The organism is Psychrobacter sp. NG27, assembly GCF_016106655.1.
Lineage (GTDB): Bacteria > Pseudomonadota > Gammaproteobacteria > Pseudomonadales > Moraxellaceae > Psychrobacter.
In genome coordinates this window covers 58,952-85,122 of sequence record NZ_JADGIN010000002.1, presented here as the reverse complement: position 1 = coordinate 85,122, position 26,171 = coordinate 58,952, and the positions used below count along the sequence as shown (strand labels likewise).

Here is a 26,171-nt window from a genome sequence, read left to right as displayed (position 1 = left end):
CATTGGTTGTAAGTTTAGCAAATATCATCCGCTGAGGGGTCTTTTATACAGGCAATAAAAAGCCCAAAGGTTTCATGTGAAACCTTTGGGCTAATTTTGATTATAACTACTTAGTAGTAGTTATTCTTAATCAAACAAGTCACTAATCTTTTTAAAGAAAGACTTTTTATGCGGCGACTGTTGATGCTTGCTATCGTCATCTAAGGTATCTTGGAATTGACGTAACAGATCTTTTTGCTCACCTGTTAGATTCACTGGAGTCTCGATGATGACACGGCAAATTAGATCACCTTTCATCGTGGTGCGAACTGGCGTCACACCTCGGCCACGCACACGTAACAATTTACCGCTCTGCGTACCCTCGGCCACCTTGATTTTCACTTTACCATCTAAGGTTGGGATTTCGACTTCTTTACCTAGTGCAGCATCAGTGATGCTGACAGGCACATCCATATAGAGATCGGCACCTTGACGCGTGAACACGTTATGCGATTTAACGCGCACTTCGACATATAAGTCGCCGTTTTGTACGCCAGCGCCGCCTGCTTCGCCTTCACCTGACAAACGAACGCGATCACCGTCATCAACGCCGGCTGGAATAGACACTTCTAGCGTACGTGATTTGTCTTTTACGCCATTGCCATGACAATCAGAGCAAGGGTTTTTGATTTGTTTACCAGTACCGCCACAATGCGGGCATGCTTGCTGCACAGCAAAGAAACCTTGCTGCATACGGACTTGGCCTTGCCCATGACAGGTTTGACAAGTCACAATATCAGACGCATTTTTTGCGCCTTTACCATCACAAGTTTCACAAGGTGCAGGAGCCGTAAAGCTGATTTCTTTTTTGCAGCCACGTACCGCTTCTTCTAAGGTCAGCTCGATCACATAACGCAAATCCGAACCACGACGTGAGCGTCCACCGCCGCCACCGCCACGCTGCTGACCGAATATATCGCCAAAGTTGCCAAAAATATCGCCAAAAATGTCTTGGAAATTGCCACCGCCTGCACCGCCGAATCCACCACCACCCATACCGTTTTCGAAGGCTGCATGACCCATACGGTCGTATGCTGAACGCTTTTCTGCATCGCTAAGCACTTCGTAAGCCATCGACGCTTCTTTAAATTTATCTTCGGCATCAGGGTCATCAGAGTTGCGATCTGGATGATATTTCATGGCAAGCTTGCGGTAGGCTCGCTTAACTTCTTTGTTGTCAGCGGTCTTGCTGACACCTAATATTTCATAAAAATCGCGTTTACTCATGGTTTCTCCTATCGTCCTTACAGTACCACCGGTTTGTCAGCTCATCTGCTCCAATCAACGACTGTCTCAACCTTATACAATCAATCTACAAGGTTTCACATGAAACATAGAAAACGAACGTTTCATAAACTGGTCTAAGATTTTGTAAGGAGTAGTGCATGACTCTAACAAACTAATACGGTGGAGGGCTGCTTAGCCAAATCAATTATAAAAAGTTTGCGCTATTTATGGAGATGGTCTGCTGAATTATCAAGCTTTGGGCTGATGAAATTCGTGACCGGTGCTGATTAATGGAGATACACAGTTTATTAAGAACGCTATAAAGCTTTTCATACCTGAATCACCTGCACTCGTGATAATATCTATCGCCATAACTGATGACATTTGTGACAAGGTGCCAAGTCTTATGAAAAAGCTGATTGTTTTATTGATAATAATTGCCATTGCAATCTATGCAGGCTCTCCTTATTACAGTGCCTATCAGCTCAAAAATGCTTATGATGACAAGGATGGCGCAACCATCGCAGCAGCGATCAATTATGATCAAGTACGACCAAGCATCCAGAACCAGTTAACTGGCCAATTTGCCACGACGATGACGAAGTACCCTCTTATCTCTGAGCTGGGCGGCGAGCCATTGACTGAGGCTGCCAATGGCTTTATTACTAAAGCCGTCGATGGCGCTATCACCCCGCAAAACATCGAAAAGGTCATCAATACTCAAGGGCAAGCCAACACAGCCACCAAAGAGCTGGCCGCTGCATGGGCCATCGCTAACGATCAGGTCGACCTCAAAAACCTCATTCAGTCTTTAATCATTCAACGCGGTGATGTCGATGCCGTGGTCAAAAGCCAAATACAGCAAGTCATGAAAAAACAAGCTGCCGAACTTGAGCAGCAAGTCGCCCAAGGCAACGACAGCGAGAAGCCATCGCTGAGCTACTGCGGCATCAATTGCTTTAGCGTGAGTGGTCAAGTGAAAGGTTATCCGTTGACTATTGAAATGCAACGTGAAGGACTGATCAATTGGAAAATCGTAGACATCGTCTTGCCATAGGTCATTTAAGACCGCTTTTGAGACACGGAAGCTTCTAAAAAAAACGCTAAAAAAACCGTCTTATGAATCAGCTCATAAGGCGGTTTTTTATGGCTTGCGCTAAGTGCTTAAGATATCAAAGCACTGAAGGTCTCAAACGAAGGGCTAAAAAGAAAAGCCAAAAAGCAGGACTAAAAATATTTAATGCTGCCAATAAATTATTCAATGCCTAGAAATTCTAGAAACTCAGGACTTTCAAAGCTGGCTTGGTACAGCACCCCATCTTCACGGTAGATAGCAGGCGTCGCCATTACCGCAAGTCCAGCCGCTATTTCACGATTGGGTGTCACATGGTCGATGCTACAGCTTGCTGATGCAGGTGTCATTTCACCTGTTAGCATTGCCTTATCGAACGCTTGACGGCGACTGTCTTCATCAGCCTGACACCAGATACCACGCATTTGCGCAGGTGACGCCTCATATATCGGGTAGCCGATGACATTGACCGTCACGCCTTTGGCATTGAGCATCGGTACTTGCTTGTGAAACAGGCGGCAATAAGGACAGTTCACGTCGTCAGCAATATAGATAATAGCACGCTCGACACTGGTCGCAGGATAAGTAATCAGTTGGCTCTTATCCAACGTCGCAAACACAGATTGATTTTTCAACGATTCAAATTCTTCGTCGAGCCCGATAAACTGGCCATTTTCGATAACAGATATCTCGCCATCAGTGATGTATTGTGCATCATCTGACAATAAAAACGGTACACCTTCTAGCGTCGCGCCCCAGATCACACCAGGCACGGCTGTGTAAAAGAATGGCGTTTTCTCACTCATGTTTTTCAGTGCAGCCATATTTGCTAGCATGTCAGATTTGACACTCGCACTGACAGGTTTGCCTACCTGCGCACTCGTGCTGCGTACGGGTGTTTTGGTCACTACCCGCTTGCTTGGGTTCTTTTGTAGCTCACCTTGAATGACATATTTACCATCTTCAGTGATATGCAGCGGCAACTGCCCAGCCAAATTCACTTGATACATATTGGGTAATTTGGACGGCACAATAGCAGTAATTTGCGTTTTGATGCCTGCTTGAGTCAGCACTTGGCGCAGTCGCTTATCAACAGTCGCACTTACTGCTTCGACCGTTTGCGAACGTTGGCTATTTTGACTGGGTTGAGTGCTGGTCGCGTCCACTGAACTTGGCTGCGCGCAAGCCGTGGTTGCTAGTAATATCACACTGATCAAACTGGCTGATTTTAGTACAGGTAATGTCACAGAGAGAGTCCTATCTGGTGTTTAATCATAGCGGCTTTCAATACTTGGCCATACTGAGCTAGCCATACTGAAGCCACACTAAAAAATGATTATATAAAAATATAGATAGAAAAGACTGTAGCATATGGGATGGTTTTGCGAAGTGTTAAATGACTCATGTCGCAAAACTGCTACCTAGCTTTAAGAGATAGGCAACACAAGTTACTGCTAGACATAGCACTATAGTCAGAGAACGACTAAACGGCTACCGCGTTACTCTCCCTAAATGTACTATTTGTACAATCTGCAGTCGGCTGCCTTGTACCCATTTTAGACTTCTTTGACTATATGATAGTGAGTTCAAAAAGAGAGTGGCTATAAAACGATGAATCAAAAAAAGCAGCACACTATATAGTGGCTGCTCATGAACGGTGAAACGATAATCTAAAAAATGACAGTGCTAAGCATTAAGCCGCTCAGTCATTAAAACTTGGCCACTTCTTCTGGCGTTAAGAAACGGCTGTCGCCTTTTTCTAGACCCTCTAGCGAGACATGACCGATACTAGCACGATGAAGCTCAGTAACTCGATTACCAAAGTAGCCCATCATACGCTTAACCTGATGGTATTTGCCTTGCTCCAAGGTCAGACGAGCATGTGTCTCATCGATGAATTCAAGCACGGCAGGCTTGGTTTCTTCGTGATCACCTTCTAGTAAGATGCCTTCAGCCACTTCTTTGACTGCATTGGCCTGAGCATCGCTATCCATCGCATCGGCTAACGTCAGCTCATAGACTTTTGCGTGTTCGTGCTTAGGACTAGTAACACGATGCAGCCAGCCGCCATCATCACTCATGAGCAGTGCACCTGTGGTATCGACATCGAGTCGACCAGCGATACGCATGCTGCCCAATTCTGGTACTGCAATCAGTTCGGTGACGATTGGATACTCTTTAACTTTGAGCGTACATTCAAAGCCTTCAGGCTTATACAACAAGATATAGCGATTGCCAGCAGCGACCGACAATGGCTCGCCTGCCCACATCACTTCATCATTGACGATATCGACATGTAGACCGGGATCTTTGACCACTTGATCGTTTACGGTGATTTCGCCGGCGTGCATAATCTTTTTGGACTCTTTACGCGACAGCTCAGTGGCTTTACTAATAAATTTATCTAAACGCATACTATTTACTACCATCGGTTTTATTATACCAGCCCTAAATCAGAAACTAACGATGCCAGCACTCAGCCGTGAGCGGCTCGTTATCTTCGATGGTTAGAAATGGTACTATAATGAAAATTAAATGAACACTGTGCCAAATATGGACAGCAGTGAAAGTTATGCCAGTTTAACATATCCAACCTAAGCCTGATGAAATATGAGCTATCAAACGCTAAAACGTGCGGTCAACACTCGACTAGAAATCAAAAAATCCGAGTTTATTGCTTACGCCTATCCTGTGACCTCTCGTGAGCAAGCAATGTTTCACGTGGAACAGCTACGTGGGGAGTACACAGATGCGTGTCACTTTTGCTGGGCCTATATCGTGGGCGACCCTGATAACACCACCAGTGCAGGGTTTGATGATGATGGTGAGCCAAGCGGTACGGCAGGCAGGCCAATATTGAACGTCCTACAGCACAAATTAATTGGCAACGTTATCATCATCGTGGTGCGCTACTTCGGTGGTATAAAATTGGGTGCTGGCGGTCTCACCCGTGCTTATGCAGGCTCTGCCCAAGCGGTAGTCGATGAGATGATATTAAGCCCCTATATACCCATGACACAGATTCAGATACTGACAGCGTTTGCGACCGAAGCACAGTGCCGTTACGTCGTCGATAGTCTGAACGGCAGCATCGATAATGTCGCTTATAGTAAGCAAGTGACACTGACTGTGACGGTTGCTGAAGTCGATATCGATAGTTTAAAAGAACGCCTTGCGATGGATGGGCGGGTGTTGGATAAGCCTTAAATGATGCATGATGCTAATCGACTACTTTTAGACGTCTACTTTTAAGTGGCTGACATTCAGTAACCATGCGTTCACTGAAAAAAATTGGTTTTAAGCATTAGCCTCGGTATGATAAGCCATTGCTTTTTAAAAATAATTAAACAAGAGCCCTTTATGTCTGCTTCCAAATCGAACAAGCCATTCTCTCCAGCCCCTTTTAAACCGCCATTTTGGTTGACCAATCCCCATCTACAAAGCATCTTGCCCAAGTTCTTTGCTCCTAAAGCACCAACCTATCGCCGCGTGGTGATGCAAGATTCCTTAAGTGAAACCGATATTGCTTACGACTTTTATGATGCGCACTCTGTAGAGGCATCAAAAGCTGGTGAACTTGAGCAAACGCCATTGATTGTGCTATTTCATGGTATGGAAGGCAGCAGCGATAGCCATTATGCTCGCGCGCTGGCATATCAAATGCATGCGCAAGGCTGGCATTTTGTGGTGGTGCACTTTCGTAGTTGTGGCGGTATTCCAGCTAATGGTCGAGTTTTTTATAATGCGGGTGATACTGCCGAGGTGCATCACGCGCTACAAAACTTACGTGCGCAGTATGCCAATATCTATGCGGCTGGCGTGTCACTCGGTGGTAATGCACTAGCGAAGTACATGGGCGAGTATGGTGACGAAGCCATCTGCAAAGGCGCTGCTGTCATCTCTGCTCCCGTCGATATGTCGTCAGCGGCCATTACCATGCACAGCTTTTTGAGTCATCGTATCTATACACCTTATTTGCTCAATCCAATTATCAAAAAAGCGTTGGCGAACGATATTACCAAAGAAGAAATTGATGCTATCAAAGCCGTCAATCGTATCAGCGACTTTGATGATATCTTCACCGCCCCGCGTCATGGCTACCGCTCCAACAATCACTATTATCAAGCTTCTTCTGCCCTACCTTATTTGATCAACGTAACTAAGCCTCTACTATTAATTAGTGCAAAAGACGATCCTTTTATCGGCTTTACCGCCACGCCAAATGATGTCTCTGATAGTGTCACTATTTTGGATACTCCGCATGGTGGTCATATCGGTTATCTGCGTTATCGCTCTGACAATCATCCAAAAGATAGCGCAGACAAGCATTCAGTAGATGGTCAATCTACTGATAATAAATCTAGCGTTGAGCAATCGGGAACAAATGGTAAAACAACAAAAACCTCAAAATTCGATATCAACTGGATACCCGAGACCGTCAGTGCTTATTTTAATTATATTGGCGTACCGTCTAATAAAGAGCACCAATAATCATCTGGTAGACCCTACCTTTATCCTTTAACCCTTTTGAGAGTGTTCTATGTACCCATTTATCCGTTATGCCGCCACCATCGCTCATGCCGCCCTCAAAGCAAAACGAGGCGATACATTGACATTTAAGGACACCAGTGAGATTCAATTTCGCTGCCGCTTATCTGATATCGATAACTTTTTGGAGATGAATAACGGCCGCGTATTCACGCTGTATGATTTGGGACGTATGGACTTTGCGGTACGGACTGGGCTTGGCAACCAGCTACTAAAACAGCGCTGGGGTTTGGTCATCGCTGGCAGCACCATCCAATACCGTAAGCGTATCCGCGCCTTTCAAAAAGTCACGCTAAAAACCAAAATCGTCGGTATCGATGCGCGTTGGCTCTATATCGAGCAATCCATGTGGGTCAAAGGTGAGCCTTGCTCATCTGGGCTACTGCGTACAGGTGTGACCAAAGGCGGACGAGTGATCGACACGGCACAAGTAATGGCAGCATTAGGGCAGTCTGAGTGGGAGCTACCGCCAACGGGCTACGTCGCCGAATGGATAGAGAGTGATGCTGATCGTCCGTGGCCACCAGTAAGCTAGGTAACTCAAGCGATACTGTTTGATAACAATACATTATATAAAAAAGTATAATAAATGGTAATCTATTAGACAGTCAGTTATTTACTATGACAAAACGCTAATAGGAGAACCATATGGTTAACACAACAAATTATGTCGGTACGTTATTTGATAATAACGAATCAAACCCAAGCAAAATCACGCTAGCCTTTACGATGGCTGGTGTGGCACTCAAAAAAGGGCACTCTGCCTCAGTGATATTGATGGTAGATGCGGTGCGTTTGGCTTTGCCTAACGCACTGGACGATGTCAATATTGGTGCACCGTTTGAACCTGCGGGTGAATTACTAGAAGCCTTTATCGAAAAAGGTGGCCAAGTATTGGTCTGTAGCGCATGCATGAAGCACAATGGTGTTGAAGAATCCGCTATCGATAAACGCTTTACAGTGATTAGCGGTGATGATGTGGTTGAGCTGTTGATGAATGCGAAAGGGTCGTTGCAGTTGAGCTAAAAAACAAGCTTGTACAAGCATACTAGGGCGTGTCTTCAATTCACTCGATAGTCATTTAGATGGGCTAAAAATGGCTAAATCTTGCCAAACATCGTCAAATAGCTGGCTGATATCCCGATATTATCTGTGCTATTTTTCTTGTTTGACGGCAACTTATCTTATTTTTATCACCATTTTTGAAATGAAGACACGCCCTAGTAACGACGCTTCATATAGTAAAAAAGAAACATCAGACATTCTGATGTTTCTTTTTAGTTTAAAACACGCTTAACTAACCTAACTCATTATTTCTCTAATCCTGCCCGAAACTCTTTATAATCTTCGGCCGTATCTTTCACCGCCTCTACCATCGGTACGTGACCCACTTGTGACATCATGATGACCTGTGCTTGCGGCATCAGCTCACTCATTATTTCTGCCGTCTCAGGTTTTATGACCTTGTCCTCTTCTCCCCAAACGATCAGCGTTGGAATATTATATTGTGCGATAACTTTTGCACGCTCTTCTACATTATCTTCGATGATCTGTTTGAGTATTTTAGTATTCAGTGCCCGATTAGCGATACTCTCTTGTGCAAAAACAGCTTGTATCGTCTTTGGAACATAAGGCGGCTTGTACATGACCGTCTCATACATCGCAAAATACGCTTCCGTGCTGTCAATTAACAAAGGACTGTTATCAAGGTCTAATGCTTTGAACTCTCGTTGCGTCTCGGCTGACCAAAATCCACCACTGTCGAGTAACCACAGGCTTTTGACACTATCAGGATACATCGCTGCATACGCAACACTGATAGCACCGCCCATCGAGTTGCCACCGACATGGATATCCGATGCCATTCCTTTCGCTTGTAATAGTTCATGCAAGCGCTTTGCTTGTGCATCAGCGCGGTAGTCCGCCTCTAGTGGTTTGCTAGAATTACCAAAACCTAGCAGATTAGGAACGATCAGATGATAATCGCCTAGCTTATCTGCAATACGAGTAAAGTTGTCTTTATTACCACCAAAACCATGAATCAATAGTAAGGGTTCGCCAGCTAAGTTGCCGCCTTCTAAATACGTCATTTGATCGCCGGATGCCAGCGTCAACGATTTGGCTTCAAGGTCTGACTTGTTGCGCTCGTACTGTACTAGCTTTTGGGTCGTAGCGACAGTGAAGGTATTGGGCGTCGTACATCCCACGACAGAAAGAGCCAGTAGAGCAGCCAAACTTGTACGCAGTAATATCATTGGAGCATCCCTATTAATAAATGGCAAAACCTTATGACCTGAAAGCAATAAAAAACATATAGCCAAGCTTATCGTATTAAAACAGTGAATACCAACCCAATCCGTGTACTCATGCACCTTCAATTGGCTTAACTTGGGACAATGAGGACAACGAATTTTGATAATTATCTGATAAATTTTTGCGTCATTACCACGGTCAGTTTTGTCCAAATTCTGCCAAAATGGTCATGCTCATCATATTGAATTACATTACTATTACCCCATCTTGACCGTATTAACGCCATAATTAATAACTGCCGCGCCCTGCTTATAAAAGTTTTTAAGCAGAGTGATTTTCATATCAGACCGAGCCTCTTTATGTCACAAACTTCTCCCTTCAGAATTCGCACCCGTCGCAAATACTACCGACTTATCTTTACAGGCATTATGGCGTTGATGATGTCATTCATTATCTCGACGGCCTTGTTGGTGGTCAAACAAGGCTTTATCGATGGCTTTTTTATGGAGCTAATGCACTCATGGGGTCTGGCCTTTATGTTTGCGTGGCCAAGCGCTTATATCTGCGCCTATCTGGTGCAGGAGCATGTATTGAGTAGAATAGAGTTTTATTGAGACACCATTTAACCATTATAAAACCGCTATAGCGTCAACCTTATTCTTTAGACAAGCGACCCTATGGTTCAACGTACCTTCTAGCTCAGGTTTGATTTGGGCACACTCGCTATCTCCTATCGGGCAGCGGGTACGGAATACGCAGCCTGATGGTGGGTTGATCGGGCTTGGCAAGTCCCCTTCCAATAATTGAATGGTTTTATTACGCTCGGCGATAGGGTCAGGTAATGGCACCGCAGACATCAGCGCTTGGGTATAAGGGTGCGTCGGATTGCTATACACGGCCTTGTCTACCCCTAGCTCGACCGCATGACCTAAATACATGACCAATACCCGATCGGCGATATGCTTGATCACTGACAGATCATGAGCGATAAAGATCAGCGCCAATCCCATCTCTTGCTGTATATCTTGCAACAAGTTAATGACCTGCGCTTGAATAGAGACATCAAGGGCGGAAACTGGCTCATCACAGATAATGATTTTAGGTTTCAGTATCAGTGCACGAGCAATACCAATACGCTGACACTGACCACCAGAAAACTCATGCGGATAGCGGTTAATCTGATTGGACAGTAGCCCAACCTTTTTCATCAGGGCGCGTACTTCATCCTGTACTTCCGCTTTTTTCATATTTGGATAATACGTCCGCAGCGGTTCTGCGATGATATCGCCTACTGTCATGCGCGGATTGAGCGACGCTAGCGGATCTTGGAATATCATTTGAATGTCTTTGCGCTTCATTCTCATGGTTTTTTTGGAAGCGCCAACGATCTCTTCATCACCGAATTTAATGCTGCCGGAATTGGCTTGTATAAGGCCGATGATCGTTCTTGCCAGCGTCGACTTACCACAGCCCGACTCACCTACCACGCCCAAAGTCTCGCCAGCGAATAGCTCAAACGAGACACCATTGACGGCCTTTAAGGTGTCAGGTTTTTGCCAAAAGTACGTGCCTTTTTGCTTAATATTGAATGTCGTATGCACATTTTGCACTTGTAATAACGGGGCTTGGCTGCTGTTTTTGACCATCTCTGCACTTGCCATCTCTGTATTTGCCATCTCTGAACTTGATAATGTCATACTCTAGCCCTCCAGCGTTGATGGATTTTTGGTGCCCGTATCAATATCAGCATCAGTATCTACTGAAACGCTCTCTTTAATGTCTGCTGACTTATCGACTTGCATCTCAGGCTGCCAATGACAAGCGCGTTGACGCTCATTGGGTAGAAACTCAAGTGGAGGCGGTACATCACGGCAGATATCCATCGCATGCGTACAGCGCTCATGAAAAGGACAACCAGTCGGCAGGTTAAGTAGATTGGGTGGACTGCCAGGAATGGTCTCAAGCTTGCCTTTATCATCATTCAGACGCGGAATGGCTTTTAACAGCCCGATAGTATAAGGATGCGTCGGTGTATAAAAAATCTCTTCCGTCTCGCCATATGCCATGGTACGACCAGCATACATCACAAGTACTCGATCACAGATACCTGCCACCACACCCAAGTCATGCGTAATCATAACAATAGTGGTGCCAAAATCACGCTTTAGCTCATTCAACAGCACCATAATCTGTGCTTGTACCGTCACATCAAGCGCTGTCGTTGGCTCATCGGCAATCAGTAGTTTTGGGCGACAGAGCAGCGCCATCCCAATCATGACCCGCTGACGCATACCACCTGAAAACTCATGCGGATACATGCCAATACGGTTTTTTGCCTCAGGGATTTTGACTGCATCTAGCATACGTATCGACTCTGCCCACGCTTGCTTTTTGCTCATACCTTTATGCAAGATCAACACTTCGGCAAGCTGATCGCCTATTTTCATATAGGGATTCAAAGAGGTCATCGGATCTTGGAAGATCATAGCGATTTGCTCAGCGCGAATTTTATTAAGTGCCTTTTGCGATAAACCCAGCAGCTCATTGCCTTCAAATTTTACGGAACCTTTGGTACGGCCATTCTTTGCTAGCAAACCCATGATGGCAAACGCCGTCTGCGACTTGCCAGAGCCTGACTCGCCGACGATGCCCAAGGTCTCACCCTCATGCAGGTTAAAATTTAAACCATTCACGGCGGTCACAAGTCCATCTTCGGTCGTGAATTGCACGGATAAATCTTTGACCGCCAACAAGCTGCTTTGCTGACTGGTTTGGCTGGCTGGATTGCCCTGATTATTGAGCTCTGACTCAGCACCTATCTTACGGACAGTAGAATCTATTTTTTTAGGTACACTATTAATATCTTGAGTTGCCATAATGTTGTTCTCCTAGCGAGCTTGAGCCTAGCGGTCTTTGGGGTCAAACGCATCACGCAGACCATCGCCAATAAAGTTAAAGCAAAATAAAGTAATGACCAAAAAAGCCGAAGGAATCAAAATCTGCCAAGGGGCGACTTGCATCGTTTGCGAGCCTTCCTGTAATAGCGCACCCCAACTGGTCATAGGCTCTTGTACACCAAGTCCTAAAAAGCTCAAAAACGATTCAAATAAAATCATCGTTGGCACCAGTAATGAGGCGTAAACTACCACCACGCCAAGCACGTTGGGCACGATATGACGCAGGATAATATTAAAGCCGGATACCCCGCCGACGTGTGCCGCTTCAATAAACTCTTTGCTTTTTAGACTGAGCGTCTGACCACGGACGATACGAGCGACATCCAACCAAGAGACCAATCCGATAGCGACGAAAATTAAGATAAGGTTACGACCAAATATCGTCACGAGCAAAATTACAAAGAACATAAAAGGAAAGGCGCTAAGGATTTCTAAAAAGCGCATCATAATCATGTCGACTTTGCCGCCCAGATAGCCTGACGTTGCGCCATATACCGTACCAACCAGTACCGCCACCGTGGCGCCAGCGATACCCACCAATAGCGATATTCTTCCGCCGACTGCTGTGCGCACGAGCAAATCTCGACCAAGCGAGTCCGTACCAAAATAGTGCTTGTTTTCAATCGAAGGTGCAGACTGCATAAAGTTCCAATCGGTATCTGCATAACCAAAAGGCGCTAGCATGGGCACAAAGATAACAAACATACCGACGAGCAATAAGATAAAAAAGCTCGTCACTGCTGCTTTGTTTTGATAAAAACGTCGCCACGCATCTTGCCACAGGCTGCGACCTTTAATCTCTTTAACAGGCGTATCCATAAGCTCGGTTGGCTGGTCTACGGTCAGGCTCATAGTCGTCCTTTTACTTATCTAATTGAGAATCTGATATTTATTTTTAAGCGATGATTGGCATTTATACGGTGTTTTTTAAGTGGCCATCACTACCAATATCAATATCAACATTAATATCAATACTGGATTTTTGGATCAATGATGGCGTATAAAATATCGACGATGGCATTAAAGGCGATCGTCAATACACCAACCAAAATGGTCAAACTAAGCACGACCCCATAATCACGATTGAGCGCCCCATTCACGAATAACTGCCCAATACCCGGCAAACCAAAAATAGTCTCGATCACGATAGAGCCGGTAATAATGCCCACAAAAGCAGGGCCTAGATAAGAGATGACGGGTAATAAAGCGGGTCTGAGCGCATGCTTCATGACGATTTGTCGCATCGGTAAGCCTTTAGACCTAGCCGTGCGGATGTACTGGCTATTCATCACCTCAATCATAGAGCCACGCATAATCCGCGCGATACTGGCGACATAAGCCAATGCTAAGGCCGTGACGGGCAATATCAGATTTCGCACTGCCCCATCGTTCCAGCCACCTGCTGGCAGCCACTGCAAAATAATGGCAAAAATAAGTACCAATAGTGGGGCTTTTACAAAGCTTGGAATCACGACACCTGTCATGGCAAACGCCATCAGTACATAATCCATCCACGAGTTTTGCTTGAGCGCCGCTATTACACCAAGGATCAGTCCTAACACCAGTGCCAATATAAACGCGTACATGCCCAGTTCCATAGACACTGGAAACGACTGCGACAATAGCTCGTTGACCGTATAGTCTTTATATTTAAAAGACGGGCCAAAATCGCCTACTGCCAGCTGCTGTAGATAGTGGATATATTGTAGCCACATGGGATCGTTAAGATTGTATTTGGCTTCGATATTGGCCAATACCGCTGGCGACAAGCTGCGCTCACTACTAAAAGGACTGCCCGGTGCTAACCGCATCATAAAAAAGGACACGGTTATCAAAACAAACATGGTCGGAATGGCTTCTAAAATCCGCCGAAAAATAAGCTTTAGCATAATGCCTCTTTATAATATTACCTGTACAACGATGCCTGATTTTAAAATGCTCGTTTTGAGTATTTACGCCGCTTTCAGATTTTCTCTGATCCATAGCAGACCGACGCTATCAATCGGAATTACTCCTTTTCATAGCGCCTGCTGATAAGACTATTGGATGGTTAGTGCTTGATGATCAATGCTTGATGATTAGTGCTAAATGATCAGTGCTTGGCGATAGAGATATCTTTACCTTGCCAATTGTCTAGAGGATCGTTCTTTGAAAAGCCGATGACGTAAGGTTTTACCAAACGAGGGCTGACGTAATGATAGATATTGAGTAGCCCCATATCTTGATCTAGCTGTGCTTCGGCTTTTTGATACAAACTTGCACGCTGCTCAGGCGTGACGCCTGCTTTTAGTGTTTGTGCCATCAAGTTGTCAAAATTGGTATTGGCGTACTTACCGTAGTTACCGCTATTGTCAGATTTGGCAATATTCAAAAAGGCTGACGGTTCGTTATAGTCCGCACACCAGCCAGCACGAGCGATTTGATAGTTACCGTTGCGGCGCGTATCAAGATAGGTTTTCCACTCTTTATTGGTCAATGTCACATCAACAAAACCAAGCGCCTGTGTCCATAACGAAGTGGCAGCAACTGCGACCTTTTTATGATTGTCATTGGTGTTGTACAGCAGCTCAAAGGCGAGTGGATTGCTCTCGTTGTAACCGGCTTCATTCAGTAATTTTTTGGCCTCAGTGATACGCTTCTCTTTGTCCCAAGTAGACCACTCTGGTGTATTAGCCACATCTCCATTCGCGGCTGTAGGCGTGAGCTGATAAGCGGCCGTCTGTCCTTGACCAATCACTTTGTCTGCAATAGTGTCGCGATCCAATGCCAAGGCTAGCGCACGACGTACTTTTGGATTATCAAAAGGCGGTTTGACCGTATTAAATTCATAGTAATACGTACAAAGATAAGGAGAGACTCTGAGCTCATCGCCATTGGTTTCTTTTAAAGACGCAAATTGCTCGGTTGGAATCTCGTTATAAGTGACATCTACTTCGCCAGCTTGATAGCGTGCGACATCGGTGGTGCTAGAAGGAATCGGTAGTATCGTGATGGTATTCAGCGTCGTATTGGCATCGTCATAATAGGAAGGGTTACGTGTCAAAACGAGTTCATCGTTGATCTTCCACTTACTGACTTTGTAAGGGCCATTGACGACGATATTGGCAGGATCTGTCCATTTATCACCGAACGCTTCGACCGTTTTTTGATGCACAGGTTTGACGGAGTTGTGAATCAGCATATCGGGGAAATAAGGTACAGGCTCTGACAACGTGACTTGCAATGTTTTGTCATCGATTGCTTTTACCCCAAGCATCTCGATGCCAGCAGCGCCTTCGACGATTTTGTCAGCGCCGACGACCTTGGCATCAACCAAATAACTTGAGTAAGGTGATGCAGTATCTGGATCGACCAATCGGCGCATACTATAAACAAAGTCTTGCGCCGTCACTGGATCGCCGTTTGACCACTTAGCGTCACGCAGTTTGAACGTCCAGACTTTGTTGTCCGGACTCTCCCACTCAGTTGCCATTCCTGGAATGGTTTTGCCATCTGCATCGGTATTGGTCAATCCTTCGAATAATTGACGACCAATATTAGACTCCGGTACACCAGATACTTTATGAGGGTCTAGCGACTCAGGTTCCGTCCCGTTATTAATGACCAATTCTTGAGTTTCAGACAGTACACTAGGATCAATATCGGCTGATGAGCTGGTATTATTGTTTGCCGTATTGTCACTACATCCGGTCGTAAACATAGCAAGTGCAAGAGAAGTAGGTAAAAATACAGCAGTACGAAGGGAGAGAGGGTTGTGGCTCATATAGCGTCCTAGCGGGCAGATGGCGAACAGATTAATCAACCTGTTCATAAATCCATTAAAGTTGAATGTTTATCGTTTTCATAGCCGTTATTATGTTGTTAGAGGTCATAGTCTGACCATCTGTCAATAATGAACGTTAGAAAACTATTGGTAATAGTAATAATAAAAAAAGTTATTGGTGTCAACAATTTTTCAGTTCATAGAAAAAACATGAATTTAGTCAAACATACGCATATAGTAATCATGAGTAAAAACGAACAAAAAACATACTAATTCACGTAATTCTACAAGGATTTAACCATTTTTTTTATAAAGAATGCACCACTCGTCAAAATGCTACTCTCATGTTATTAATTGTAACTGACATCTGTTTGACATTTTATAATGCTAATGAATTAATACTGGGAGGAGTATTATGCTATCGAGCGTAAGACGTTTGATGATTTAGACAATCATATTAAAGACTGCTCATGCAATCAGTTCTAACGCGACCGCGAGTGACATGGTGATTAATTAACATAAGTGATTAGTTGACATATTCGCCATAATTTGTTAAGTCATGTTACCAATAATTTTTCTTTTTAGTTTCTCTCTAAAAGGCCATACTCATTAGAGAATCCTGCTGAAACCGATAAACCAAATAACATGAACGGCTCTACATCAGTGCGAGCGGTAACACAAAGAATATTACCGATGTAAGCCAAGCTTTCTATAACAAAATCCGGTTAGCGCAAATGTATCCGACGTCTATACGACCAGTCTATTTTTGAGTATAGTGTCTTTGTGAGTCGATAACCTATCAGCATCATTATCGTGGTATCGTTTCTACTCGAAGAATAAATACATTGGTGAATGACCTTGGTGACATGATGTTTATAGTCGGTTATTCATACTCTTAATACACTTATAAATAAACCAAATCATAAATACATAAAGGAAATTATTATGCGTAGTGCTATTCATAACAGCTTTGGCAAACCCTCCAACGTATTGAGCGTGGGCGAGAGTCCTATGCCGCAGCCTGCTGCCAACGAAGTGCGTATCAAAACCATCCTCTCCCCTATTCACAACCATGACATGCTGACAGTAAGTGGACAATATGGCTATAAGCCTGAGATGCCAGCCATCGGTGGTAGTGAAGCGCTAGGTATTATCGATGCCGTCGGCGATGACGTGACAGATCTAAGCGTCGGCCAGCGTGTGGCGTGTGCCAGTGTGCATGAGACGTGGGCAGAGTATTTTGTCGCACCTGCCAGCATGGTATTTAACATGCCTGATAGCATCAAAGACGAGCTAGCTGCCCAGCTGATTGCGATGCCACTGTCTGCCTTAATGCTATTAGAATTCTTGGAAGTAGATAGCGGTCAATGGATCATCCACAATGCGGCAAACGGCGCAGTGGGTAAAACCCTTGCTATGCTCGCAGCAGCGCGCGGCGTAAATACGATTAACCTCGTACGTAGTAAAGACGCGATAGAAGAGCTGACCTCACTCGGTATCAAAAACAATGTCGTCACAGCTGATGACGACTGGAAAGACCAAGTCCGCGCCATCATCGGCGATGATAAAATCACAGCGGCTGTTGATTCAGTCGGTGGTGAATCAAGCAATGAGCTGCTATCACTATTGGGTAGCAAGGGAACGCTGGTTTCATTCGGTATCATGTCAGGCAAGCCAATGGCACTGGATGCTGGCAGCTTGATCTTTAAGCAGGCGACTGTTAAAGGATTCTGGGGTAGCAAAACCAGCCAAGAAATGGATCTAGACAACAAACAACGTCTGATCGATGAGTTACTAGAACGTGCATCGAATGGCGATTTGAAGCTACCGATCGAAGCCGTCTATAGTCTGGACGATATCGCAACCGCCGTCTCTGGAAAAGTACAATCAAGTAAAAAAGGCAAAGTGTTGTTAAAGCCATAAGTCGTAGTTTTAAACACTTAAGTGTTAAACGCTTATTGGTACTAATATACAAACACACAAGTATTAAACACGCATACAAAAAATGTAATGAGGAACAGCCTTATGTCTAACAACACATTTAAAGCCTTGGTCGTCGAAGAAACCAGCGATGGCGAATTTAAAAAAAGCATTCAAGAACGCAAGGTTAGTGACTTGCCAAAAAACGATTTGCTCATCGAAGTACATTATTCATCGTTAAACTTTAAAGATGCAATGTCCGCATCGGGCAATAAAAGAATCACCAAACAGTATCCGCATACTCCTGGTATCGATGCAGCAGGCGTGGTCGTCAGTGACAAATCAGGCACGTTTACCGTAGGGCAAGAAGTATTGGTGTTCGGCTATGATCTTGGTATGGATACAGATGGTGGTCTGGGTCAAATGATATCAATCCCAGCAGAATGGGCGCTGGCTTGTCCAGAAACGCTGACGCTAAAAGAAGCAATGACCTATGGTACAGGCGGATTGACCGCAGCGCTGAGTGTCCAAAAGCTAGAGAAAATGGGCGCAAAACCAAGTGATGGTCCAGTCGCTGTGACTGGCGCAACAGGTGGCGTCGGTACGATCAGTATTGCTATCTTAAAGCAGTTAGGCTATGAGGTGATTGCATTCTCAGGTAAGCCAGAGCAAAGCGAGCACTTAAAGGCATTGGGCGCGAGCGAAGTACGTCATCGCGATACCATCAATGAGATCGGTAATAAACCTGTCGGCCGTGAGCTATGGGCAAACGCTATCGATACCATCGGTGGCGACTACTTACCCAACCTGCTCAAGCAGACCAAATCTGGCGGTGCAGTGACCAGTTGTGGCCTCGCTAGCGGCGCTGATTTTTCGATGTCAGTGATACCTTTTATCACCCGCGCGGTGTCGCTACTAGGTATCGATTCGGTCTATATTCCGCTGGCTGATAAAGAAGCTATTTGGAAACGTGTTGCCACCGATATGAAACTGCCTAATCTAGAGAGCTATGGTGAAGAGATTACGTTAGAACAAACACCGGAATACCTAGATCGCTTTATGTCGAGTAAGGTGGTTGGGCGTTATGTGGTGAATGTGAAGGGCTAAGTTTTTAAGAGTTAGCGTTATAAATAAAAGGCAGCATTTCTTTTGAGGTGCTGCCTTTTACTTATTCAATAAAAATATTGTAGTGTTGTTGAGCGCTCAAGCTTATACTTCTATTCTGTAGTAGTTGGGGTATTAGAGTAATCAGGATGAAAAAACTCTTAGTACATTCATACCCTCAAACTAAATAATTTTTTTGTATTTGAGAAACGTTCAATGTCGAAGATTTCGTTAGTAGTCGGAAATGGTTTATCAATGAGCTTTGGAGCTCAAAGTAAAATTAATCATACTTTTAATTCACAAGAGCCTTTAAAATGGAATGTAAAATGTCCATCGACAGGTGACTTACTAATAAGCAGCTTCCCTAATTTGAAAAAACTTTTTGTAGAAAACGAAGCCAAAAATCATTTCGATATATTTGCGCTTGCTCTAGACAAAGATTATTGCCGTAGTATTTCCCTAGACTCATCACAAGTTATTTTAGAGTCTAGACATTTTTTAACTATCGCTTTTTCAGAGTATAGTTTACTACAAAAAAATAATTTAGATTTAGACTGGAGTTGGTTTAAGTGGATTAGCTCAAATAAATCTAGAATTAACGGAGCTTTTTCACTTAATTATGATTTATTACTTGAATCAGTTTTTGATAAGTTAGCAATGACTTACCACTCACTACAAGTTAATCATGATAGAAAAGGTATACCTTTAGTAAAACCACACGGTTCCGTAGATTTTGAAATAGCGGATGGAATGATCGATATTGGCAAAATACAGTATCCAATGACAAATTTATTCATTGATGAGAACGATATACCTATCAAACGATTAGATTCTGACAATCTACTTTATCCTCGTACACAAGCTCATTGTATAATTCCAAATGAAGCTAACAAATACAAAGACTACCAATGGGTTAAACCAGCTAACAATTGGTTTGAATCTATTATAAAAACAAGCAACTATTGTCTTTTTATTGGAATTTCCTATTTTTATTGTGATCGTATAGAAATAGATAAGATTATCGATTCATTACCTTTAGCATGCACAATAATTATTGCTAACCCATCTCCTCCTAAAGAATTTTTACAGAAAATTAAGGGCAGAAAATATTTAGTTTGGGACTCTTTGAATGGGCCTATAGATGAAAGCGGTAAATTATATAATCTCAAATAGATGAAAACTTAGCCTTTGTTATGTTACTTCTCTATATCAGAATTCAAAAAAAACACCCAACCAAGTTGAGTGTTTTTTCATTGACGACAAGCTGTATATCAATTCAAAAAATCTGAGTTGAAAAGCTGTTTAGATAAGTTTACGTAGTATAAGATGGTAACAAGGCAACCGAGCGCAGATAATACGTGTTTGTATATCTAGCAAGGTTAACACCGTTACCGTTTAGAATACGTAAACGAATTATTCCCACTCAATCGTAGCAGGTGGCTTACTCGAAACATCATAAGTCACGCGTGATACTTCAGCGATTTCATTCATAATACGGTTCGATACCGTCTCGATCAAATCATACGGCAGATGCGCAAAGCGAGCCGTCATAAAGTCAACAGTCTCAACCGCACGTAGCGCGATTACCCACGCATAGCGGCGGCCATCACCGACCACACCGACTGATTTGATTGGTTGGAATACGGCAAATGCTTGTGCAGTCTTGTCGTACCAGCCTGATTTTTCTAACTCTGCCATAAAGATAGCATCAGCCAAACGCAGGATATCAGCATATTCTTTTTTCACTTCACCAAGGATACGCACGCCCAAACCTGGACCTGGGAACGGATGACGATAGATCATTTTTGCTGGTAACCCTAACGTGATACCAAGCTTACGCACTTCATCTTTGAACAAATCACGTAACGGCTCAATCAGCTTAAATGCCAAATCATCTGGCAAACCGCCAACGTTATGATGGCTCTTAATCACGTGTGCTTTGCCTTGATGTGACTTAGCAGATTCGATCACGTCAGGATAAATCGTACCCTGTGCTAAGAACTCAACGACTTTACCATCGCTCTGCTCGCTCACTTGACGCGCGCTATCAGCGAATACGTCAATGAACGTTTTACCGATGATTTTACGTTTCTTCTCTGGATCAGACTCGCCTGCTAGCGCATTTAAGAATAAATCTTCTGCATCAACACGGATGACTTTTACGCCCATGTTTTCTGCAAAGATTTGCATGACTTGGTCGCCTTCGTTTAAACGAAGTAGGCCGTTGTCTACAAAGACGCAGGTCAGCTGATCGCCAATAGCTTTGTGTAATAATGCTGCTACTACTGAGCTATCGACACCGCCCGATAGACCTAGCAATACCTGCTTGTCACCGATTTGCTCTTTTAACTGTGCGATACGCATATCAGCGATATTGTCTGGCGTCCACTCACCAGCACATTCACAGATTTGATGGACGAAACGACCTAGCAACGCTTGACCTTGTAGAGTATGCGTCACTTCTGGATGGAACTGTAGACCGTAATATTGCTTGTCATCATTGGCCATAATCGCAATTGGGCAGCTTGGTGTGCTGGCCACAATATCAAAGCCAGCTGGTGCATCTACCACTTTGTCACCATGACTCATCCAGACATTGAGCGTGCCAGCCACATCTTCGATACCATCGATCAAGGTAGAAGTACCATTGATGTTGATCGTCGCTGCGCCAAATTCATGGATATCACTGGCATGAACCTGCCCGCCGAAACGATCTGCCATCGCTTGCATACCGTAGCAAATACCCAATACTGGTACGCCCAAATCAAACACCGCGTCGTTGATACGTGGGCTGTTTTCAGCATGGACGCTCTCAGGACCGCCCGATAGGATAACGCCTTTTGCGCCAAAGTCGATGATGCGCTGAGCGTCAATATCATAAGGGAACATCTCACAAAATACGCCAGAATCACGTACACGGCGAGCGATCAGCTGGCTATACTGCGAGCCAAAATCGAGAATTAAGATGCGGTCTTCTTTAATGGTAGGAGTGGCAGCGGCAGTGGTCATAAATCGATGTCCATCAATAGATAAATTGGTGCCCTATTTTAACAAGTTTATGCCGCATAAGGGCTACTTCATCCGCAAAATTTCATTATTCAGTCATTTTTCTGGTACAAACTACCTAATAACGCGTTTTCACCTGTGACCCGTGTTATTAAGACCTATTATTTTTATGCAAGCTTCTATTAAAAGTATCTATTTTTTGGACGTCTTGTTTTGAGATTCTTTGACGTCTTGAGACATTCTGTTCTACTAGGCTATTCGTTTCATCTTCATATAGTGGTCGTGAGTTGAAGATAATCCAAATATAGCCGCTCAACTGATTGCTGTCATATTCCTTTAATTACCGTGCCCTACTTTTAACTGTGCTTAATGATGAGACAAAAAACATCACTTAAAATATTTTCTTAAAAGTCTATAAAGTTTAGCTATTCAAATCCGTATCATATTGAAACAATAGAAAAATATTAGTCGATTTTTGTTACAAAGACGTGTACTTTATTAATAAATTCTTGCTGTAGTCGTTACAGTTAATTATCAGATTTTTAGATAAAATCACATGATACTGAGGGTCTAATATTTCCTTAGCCACACTAACCGGACGAGTCACAAAGCACTTAACGCTTTTATAAAAGGATTAAAGTTATGGAAATGAATTTCTCAAAACGCTCAGCCCTTAAGCTTAGCTCACTCACTTTAGCGATTGCCGCAGCGTCTTTTAGTACGTCCACCGTCATAGCGGCTGAATGTCAACTCAGTGATTCAAATGGTGATACCACCACTCTAGGTGCAATCAGTAACGGTGATACGGCTCTGGCTTGTGGCATCATGGCAGATGCTGGTGGCACTAATGATACCGTTGCCATCGGTAATGTGGCATTTGCAGGTCAGAACTCAGCCACTGCTGTTGGCGGTCAAGCCAATGCCTCAGGATTGGGATCTACTTCTATCGGTTGGCAATCAAACGCCACTGCTGAACGCGCACAAGCTTTCGGTCATCTCGCCAATGCCAGCGGCGAACGCTCTACCGCAGTCGGTGAAGCGGCAATGGCAGGTGGTAGTAATGATACCGTCGCTATCGGTAACCAGTCGATTGCTGGCATGAATTCAGCCACAGCGGTCGGCGGTCAAGCCAATGCCGCAGGATTGGGATCTACTTCTATCGGTTGGCAATCATCAGCCACCGCTGAACGCGCGCAAGCTTTCGGTCATCTCGCCAATGCCAGCGGCGAACGCTCTACCGCAGTGGGTGAAGCGGCAATGGCAGGCGGTAGTAATGATACCGTGGCTATCGGTAACCAAGCCAATGCTGGCATGAACTCAGCCACAGCGGTCGGTGGTCAAGCCAATGCCGCAGGACTAGGATCTACTTCCGTAGGCTGGCAGTCAGCAGCAACTGGCGAACGTGCGCAAGCATTTGGTCATTTAGCGACGGCTCAAGGTGAGCGCTCACTGGCCATCGGTGAAAACGCTGATGCAAAATCTGGCTTCGCTACCGCTATCGGTAACGAATCAATTGCGAATGGTATAGATGCCTTGGCGATTGGTGATACTGCCAATGCAACTGGTAACTCTACTACCGCAGTTGGGGGCGAGTCAGTAGCGACTGGCCCAGGCGCAACGGCTATCGGTTGGCAGGCAGCAGCAAACGCTGAGCGCGCGCAAGCATTCGGTCATTTGGCTCAAGCAAACGGTGTACGCTCTACCGCAGTCGGTGAAGCGGCAATAGCAGGCGGTAGTAATGATACAGTCGCCATCGGTAACCAAGCCAATGCTGGTATGAACTCAGCTACTGCGGTCGGTGGTCAAGCAAATGCCGCAGGATTAGGGTCTACTTCAGTAGGTTGGCAATCAGAAGCTACTGGTGAGCGTGCTCAGGCCTTTGGTCATCTTGCATCAGCAACAGGTTTACGCTCGACCGCAGTGGGTGAAGCGGCCAGTGCTGAGTCAGACAATGCAGTCGCTATTGGTAACAACTCAGTAGCCTCAGGCCTTGATGGGGTGGCGATCGGTGGAGACAGAAGTGGCGTACGTCAAACCACAGCTTCTGGTACCTCTTCCACGGCTGTCGGTGCGCAAGCGCAAGCAACGCAAGCAGGTGCTACTGCCATTGGTTGGCAGTCGACCGCGAGTGCTGAACGCGCTCAAGCATTCGGTCATCTAGCATCAGCAACGGGCGTACGCTCGACTGCAGTCGGTGAAGCCGCCATAGCCCAAGGCGCAGGATCTGTCGCGCTAGGCAATCAATCATCTGCGACTGGTTCAAACGGTATCGCTATCGGTAACGGTGCTACTGCAGCAAATGACAACCAAGTTGTCTTGGGCAGCACAGGTCAGCTACAAGCCAGTACCGCATCACAGTCAGGTGCCACCAATATCGTAACTGCCGATGCAAACGGTACGCTAGGTACTAGCATCAGTGTAGACTCGCTAGCGACATCGAGACAGTTTAACGATTTGCGTAGTCAATATAATCGTCAAGAAGATCGCTTGGATGAAGCAGAGGACGGTATCGCCATGGCATTGTCTATGGAGACGCCAGTGATTCCTTCAGGCAAAAAATACGCGATGACTATTGGTACGGGTTACTATAACAGTAGCACTGCGATCAGCGCCTCGTTTGCCGGACGCGTGAGTGACAGCGTAACGATTTCTACCGGTGCTGGTTTCGGTACTGATACTGGTAAAGTAGGTGCACGTGGCGGGGTTACCTTTGCTTGGTAAACAGTCCATCAGTCTTTATCAAACCTATCACTCTATATAGGCAAAAAGATTGATAACATTCTAATAAAAAGGCTGGGCTACATTGGTAGTCCAGCCTTTTTATCATTTATCGCTCAAACCTTAGTTTCTTATGAAGACGTAGCGGTAACACCCAACGCTGCATGCATACGATTGAGCCCCTCTAATAGCAATACTCTAGGGCAAGCGACATTAATACGCATTTTCAGATGACCTTCCTGACCATATTTGAATCCCGCACTCAGCTCAACTTTAGCTTCTCTAAGCGTCTCATAAAGCACTTGATCGTCTTTAGCATATGCTGAGCAATCTACCCAAATTAAATACGAGGCTTCTGGGCGCATAACCTTAATCTTAGGCAAATACTTTTCTAAAAACTGCACCGTTACATCAATATTGGCTTCGATATAATTCAGCGCCTGCGTCAACCACTCATTGCCCTGCTCATAAGCCACACGCATAGCCCTATAAGCAAATAAATTCAGCTCATACTCATCATTTAAGTGCTGCTGCTGGCTAATTTTTTTGACCAATGCCTCATCTGTTGCAAATATCATAGAGCCTTTGATACCTGCGATGTTAAAGGTTTTGGTCATCGACGTCAGGCTTACGACATTGTGCTCGTAGCCTTTTGCTAATGTTAAAAACGGTATAAATGTGTGACCAGTCAAGGTCAAATCTTGATGAATCTCATCACTCACAATCGCCACATTGTGCTTTTTACAAATCGCAAGCAATGCTTCAAGCTCAGCAATCGTCCACACGCGCCCGCCCGGATTGTGTGGATTACACAATAAATAAAGCTTAACGTCATGTTCGATAATTTTGGCTTCGATATCGGCCAAGTCCAGATGATACTTGCCATCAACTTCCTTTAATGCAGAGAGCACAAGCTTACGACCATTTTGCTCAACTTTGCTCATAAAAGGTGTATAAATAGGATCATTCACCAATACTGCTTCGCCTACTTCGGTAAAGACATTCATCATCAGCGCTAAGCTTGGGACGACACCGGGAGAGAATGAAATATTTTGCTTAGTAAGCTGCAAATCATAAAGACTGCCATGCCACTTAATGATTGAGTCATATAAGGCATCAGTGGGTTTGGTATAACCCAATATGCCATGCTGCACGACCTGCTCAACGGCATCTAAAATTGGTTGGGCGGCTTTAAAGTCCATGTCTGCGACCCATAACGGAATCGTGTCATCGGTATAATACCATTTAAGTGACCCTGTATCACGTCTGTCGATTATCTCATCAAAGTTGTATTGCATTGGACTTCTTCTTAATTGTAAAAATAATGGCTTTGGTTAAAAAAAATATAGTGCCGTATATGTACTACGTTATCGATATACTTTATTGTATTTGTATCAATAGACGAATAGTTAGCATGCCTTTTTAGCTTGCCTTTAGAGCATAACTATCTATTCTCCGTTTGAGCACTCTTTGAGTATATAAAGGGTATAAAGCGTTTATTGATTGAATTGTCATTATAAGTTAATGTGAAATTCGTATAGTTAATTTTACGTACCGATTGGAA

The 26,171-nt window shown here is 44.4% G+C and carries 21 protein-coding genes; 10 read left to right on the top strand and 11 right to left on the bottom strand.

Annotation, left to right across the window (positions count from 1 at the left end):
- Positions 1–126: 126 nt before the first annotated feature.
- Positions 127–1,266, bottom strand: a complete 1,140-nt coding sequence (gene dnaJ / locus IP485_RS03790) for a molecular chaperone DnaJ (RefSeq protein ID WP_194363350.1) — start codon at positions 1,264–1,266, stop codon at positions 127–129.
- 406 nt (positions 1,267–1,672) lie between these two features.
- Between dnaJ and IP485_RS03785 the strand changes: the two genes are divergently transcribed.
- Positions 1,673–2,323, top strand: a complete 651-nt coding sequence (locus IP485_RS03785) for a DUF2939 domain-containing protein (RefSeq protein WP_198326074.1) — start codon at positions 1,673–1,675, stop codon at positions 2,321–2,323.
- 197 nt (positions 2,324–2,520) lie between these two features.
- On the opposite strand, the gene IP485_RS03780 is transcribed toward IP485_RS03785, so the two are convergent.
- Both IP485_RS03780 and IP485_RS03775 read right to left on the bottom strand, forming a co-directional pair.
- Positions 2,521–3,585, bottom strand: coding sequence for a disulfide isomerase DsbC N-terminal domain-containing protein (locus tag IP485_RS03780; RefSeq protein WP_198326073.1), 1,065 nt, complete (start codon positions 3,583–3,585; stop codon positions 2,521–2,523).
- 462 nt (positions 3,586–4,047) lie between these two features.
- Positions 4,048–4,752, bottom strand: a complete 705-nt coding sequence (locus IP485_RS03775) for a pseudouridine synthase (RefSeq protein ID WP_198326071.1) — start codon at positions 4,750–4,752, stop codon at positions 4,048–4,050.
- A gap of 196 nt (positions 4,753–4,948) precedes the next feature.
- On the opposite strand from IP485_RS03775, the gene IP485_RS03770 reads away from it, so the two are divergent.
- From IP485_RS03770 to IP485_RS03755, 4 genes are all read left to right on the top strand, one after another.
- Positions 4,949–5,545 carry an IMPACT family protein gene (locus IP485_RS03770; RefSeq protein WP_198326070.1) on the top strand — a complete coding sequence of 199 codons (597 nt, stop codon included), beginning with the start codon at positions 4,949–4,951 and terminating at the stop codon, positions 5,543–5,545.
- A 153-nt stretch (positions 5,546–5,698) separates the two neighbouring features.
- Entirely contained in the window at positions 5,699–6,829 is a 1,131-nt protein-coding gene (locus IP485_RS03765) for a YheT family hydrolase (RefSeq protein ID WP_198326068.1), read from the top strand.
- A gap of 49 nt (positions 6,830–6,878) precedes the next feature.
- Positions 6,879–7,421: an acyl-CoA thioesterase gene (locus tag IP485_RS03760; RefSeq protein ID WP_198326066.1), complete on the top strand. Its 543-nt coding sequence runs from the start codon at positions 6,879–6,881 to the stop codon at positions 7,419–7,421.
- Positions 7,422–7,534: 113 nt separating this feature from the next.
- The gene (locus tag IP485_RS03755; protein WP_198326064.1) at positions 7,535–7,912 is read left to right on the top strand and encodes a DsrE family protein; all 378 of its coding nucleotides are present in this window, start codon (positions 7,535–7,537) and stop codon (positions 7,910–7,912) included.
- Between the two features lie 284 nt (positions 7,913–8,196).
- Here IP485_RS03755 and IP485_RS03750 read toward each other — a convergent pair whose 3' ends face one another.
- A complete protein-coding gene (locus IP485_RS03750; protein ID WP_198326063.1) occupies positions 8,197–9,141 on the bottom strand; it encodes an alpha/beta fold hydrolase in 945 nt (314 codons plus the stop codon).
- Between the two features lie 357 nt (positions 9,142–9,498).
- On the opposite strand from IP485_RS03750, the gene IP485_RS03745 reads away from it, so the two are divergent.
- Positions 9,499–9,753 (top strand): DUF2798 domain-containing protein, encoded by a 255-nt coding sequence (locus tag IP485_RS03745; protein WP_198326061.1) that lies wholly within the window; start codon positions 9,499–9,501, stop codon positions 9,751–9,753.
- Positions 9,754–9,768: 15 nt separating this feature from the next.
- Here IP485_RS03745 and oppF read toward each other — a convergent pair whose 3' ends face one another.
- From oppF to IP485_RS03720, 5 genes are all read right to left on the bottom strand, one after another.
- Positions 9,769–10,785: a murein tripeptide/oligopeptide ABC transporter ATP binding protein OppF gene (gene oppF, locus IP485_RS03740; RefSeq protein ID WP_198326450.1), complete on the bottom strand. Its 1,017-nt coding sequence runs from the start codon at positions 10,783–10,785 to the stop codon at positions 9,769–9,771.
- Between the two features lie 54 nt (positions 10,786–10,839).
- Complete coding sequence (gene oppD, locus IP485_RS03735) at positions 10,840–12,015, bottom strand: oligopeptide ABC transporter ATP-binding protein OppD (RefSeq protein ID WP_198326059.1); 1,176 nt, start codon at positions 12,013–12,015, stop codon at positions 10,840–10,842.
- A gap of 27 nt (positions 12,016–12,042) precedes the next feature.
- Entirely contained in the window at positions 12,043–12,948 is a 906-nt protein-coding gene (oppC, locus tag IP485_RS03730) for an oligopeptide ABC transporter permease OppC (protein WP_010197600.1), read from the bottom strand.
- A gap of 116 nt (positions 12,949–13,064) precedes the next feature.
- The gene (oppB, locus tag IP485_RS03725; RefSeq protein ID WP_194363336.1) at positions 13,065–13,985 is read right to left on the bottom strand and encodes an oligopeptide ABC transporter permease OppB; all 921 of its coding nucleotides are present in this window, start codon (positions 13,983–13,985) and stop codon (positions 13,065–13,067) included.
- Between the two features lie 203 nt (positions 13,986–14,188).
- Positions 14,189–15,859 carry an ABC transporter substrate-binding protein gene (locus IP485_RS03720; protein WP_198326058.1) on the bottom strand — a complete coding sequence of 557 codons (1,671 nt, stop codon included), beginning with the start codon at positions 15,857–15,859 and terminating at the stop codon, positions 14,189–14,191.
- A 945-nt stretch (positions 15,860–16,804) separates the two neighbouring features.
- Between IP485_RS03720 and IP485_RS03715 the strand changes: the two genes are divergently transcribed.
- The 3 genes from IP485_RS03715 (at position 16,805) to IP485_RS03705 (ending at position 20,056) form a co-directional block, all read left to right on the top strand.
- Positions 16,805–17,782, top strand: coding sequence for a zinc-binding dehydrogenase (locus IP485_RS03715; protein ID WP_198326056.1), 978 nt, complete (start codon positions 16,805–16,807; stop codon positions 17,780–17,782).
- Between the two features lie 102 nt (positions 17,783–17,884).
- Complete coding sequence (locus IP485_RS03710) at positions 17,885–18,886, top strand: YhdH/YhfP family quinone oxidoreductase (protein WP_198326054.1); 1,002 nt, start codon at positions 17,885–17,887, stop codon at positions 18,884–18,886.
- Positions 18,887–19,099: 213 nt separating this feature from the next.
- Positions 19,100–20,056 carry a hypothetical protein gene (locus tag IP485_RS03705; protein ID WP_198326052.1) on the top strand — a complete coding sequence of 319 codons (957 nt, stop codon included), beginning with the start codon at positions 19,100–19,102 and terminating at the stop codon, positions 20,054–20,056.
- 240 nt (positions 20,057–20,296) lie between these two features.
- Here IP485_RS03705 and guaA read toward each other — a convergent pair whose 3' ends face one another.
- Positions 20,297–21,892: a glutamine-hydrolyzing GMP synthase gene (gene guaA, locus IP485_RS03700; protein ID WP_198326051.1), complete on the bottom strand. Its 1,596-nt coding sequence runs from the start codon at positions 21,890–21,892 to the stop codon at positions 20,297–20,299.
- 639 nt (positions 21,893–22,531) lie between these two features.
- Here guaA and IP485_RS13745 point away from each other — a divergent pair.
- Positions 22,532–24,610: a YadA-like family protein gene (locus tag IP485_RS13745; protein WP_227686407.1), complete on the top strand. Its 2,079-nt coding sequence runs from the start codon at positions 22,532–22,534 to the stop codon at positions 24,608–24,610.
- Positions 24,611–24,738: 128 nt separating this feature from the next.
- Here IP485_RS13745 and IP485_RS03680 read toward each other — a convergent pair whose 3' ends face one another.
- A complete protein-coding gene (locus tag IP485_RS03680) occupies positions 24,739–25,905 on the bottom strand; it encodes a MalY/PatB family protein (RefSeq protein WP_198326049.1) in 1,167 nt (388 codons plus the stop codon).
- Between the last annotated feature and the right edge of the window lie 266 nt (positions 25,906–26,171).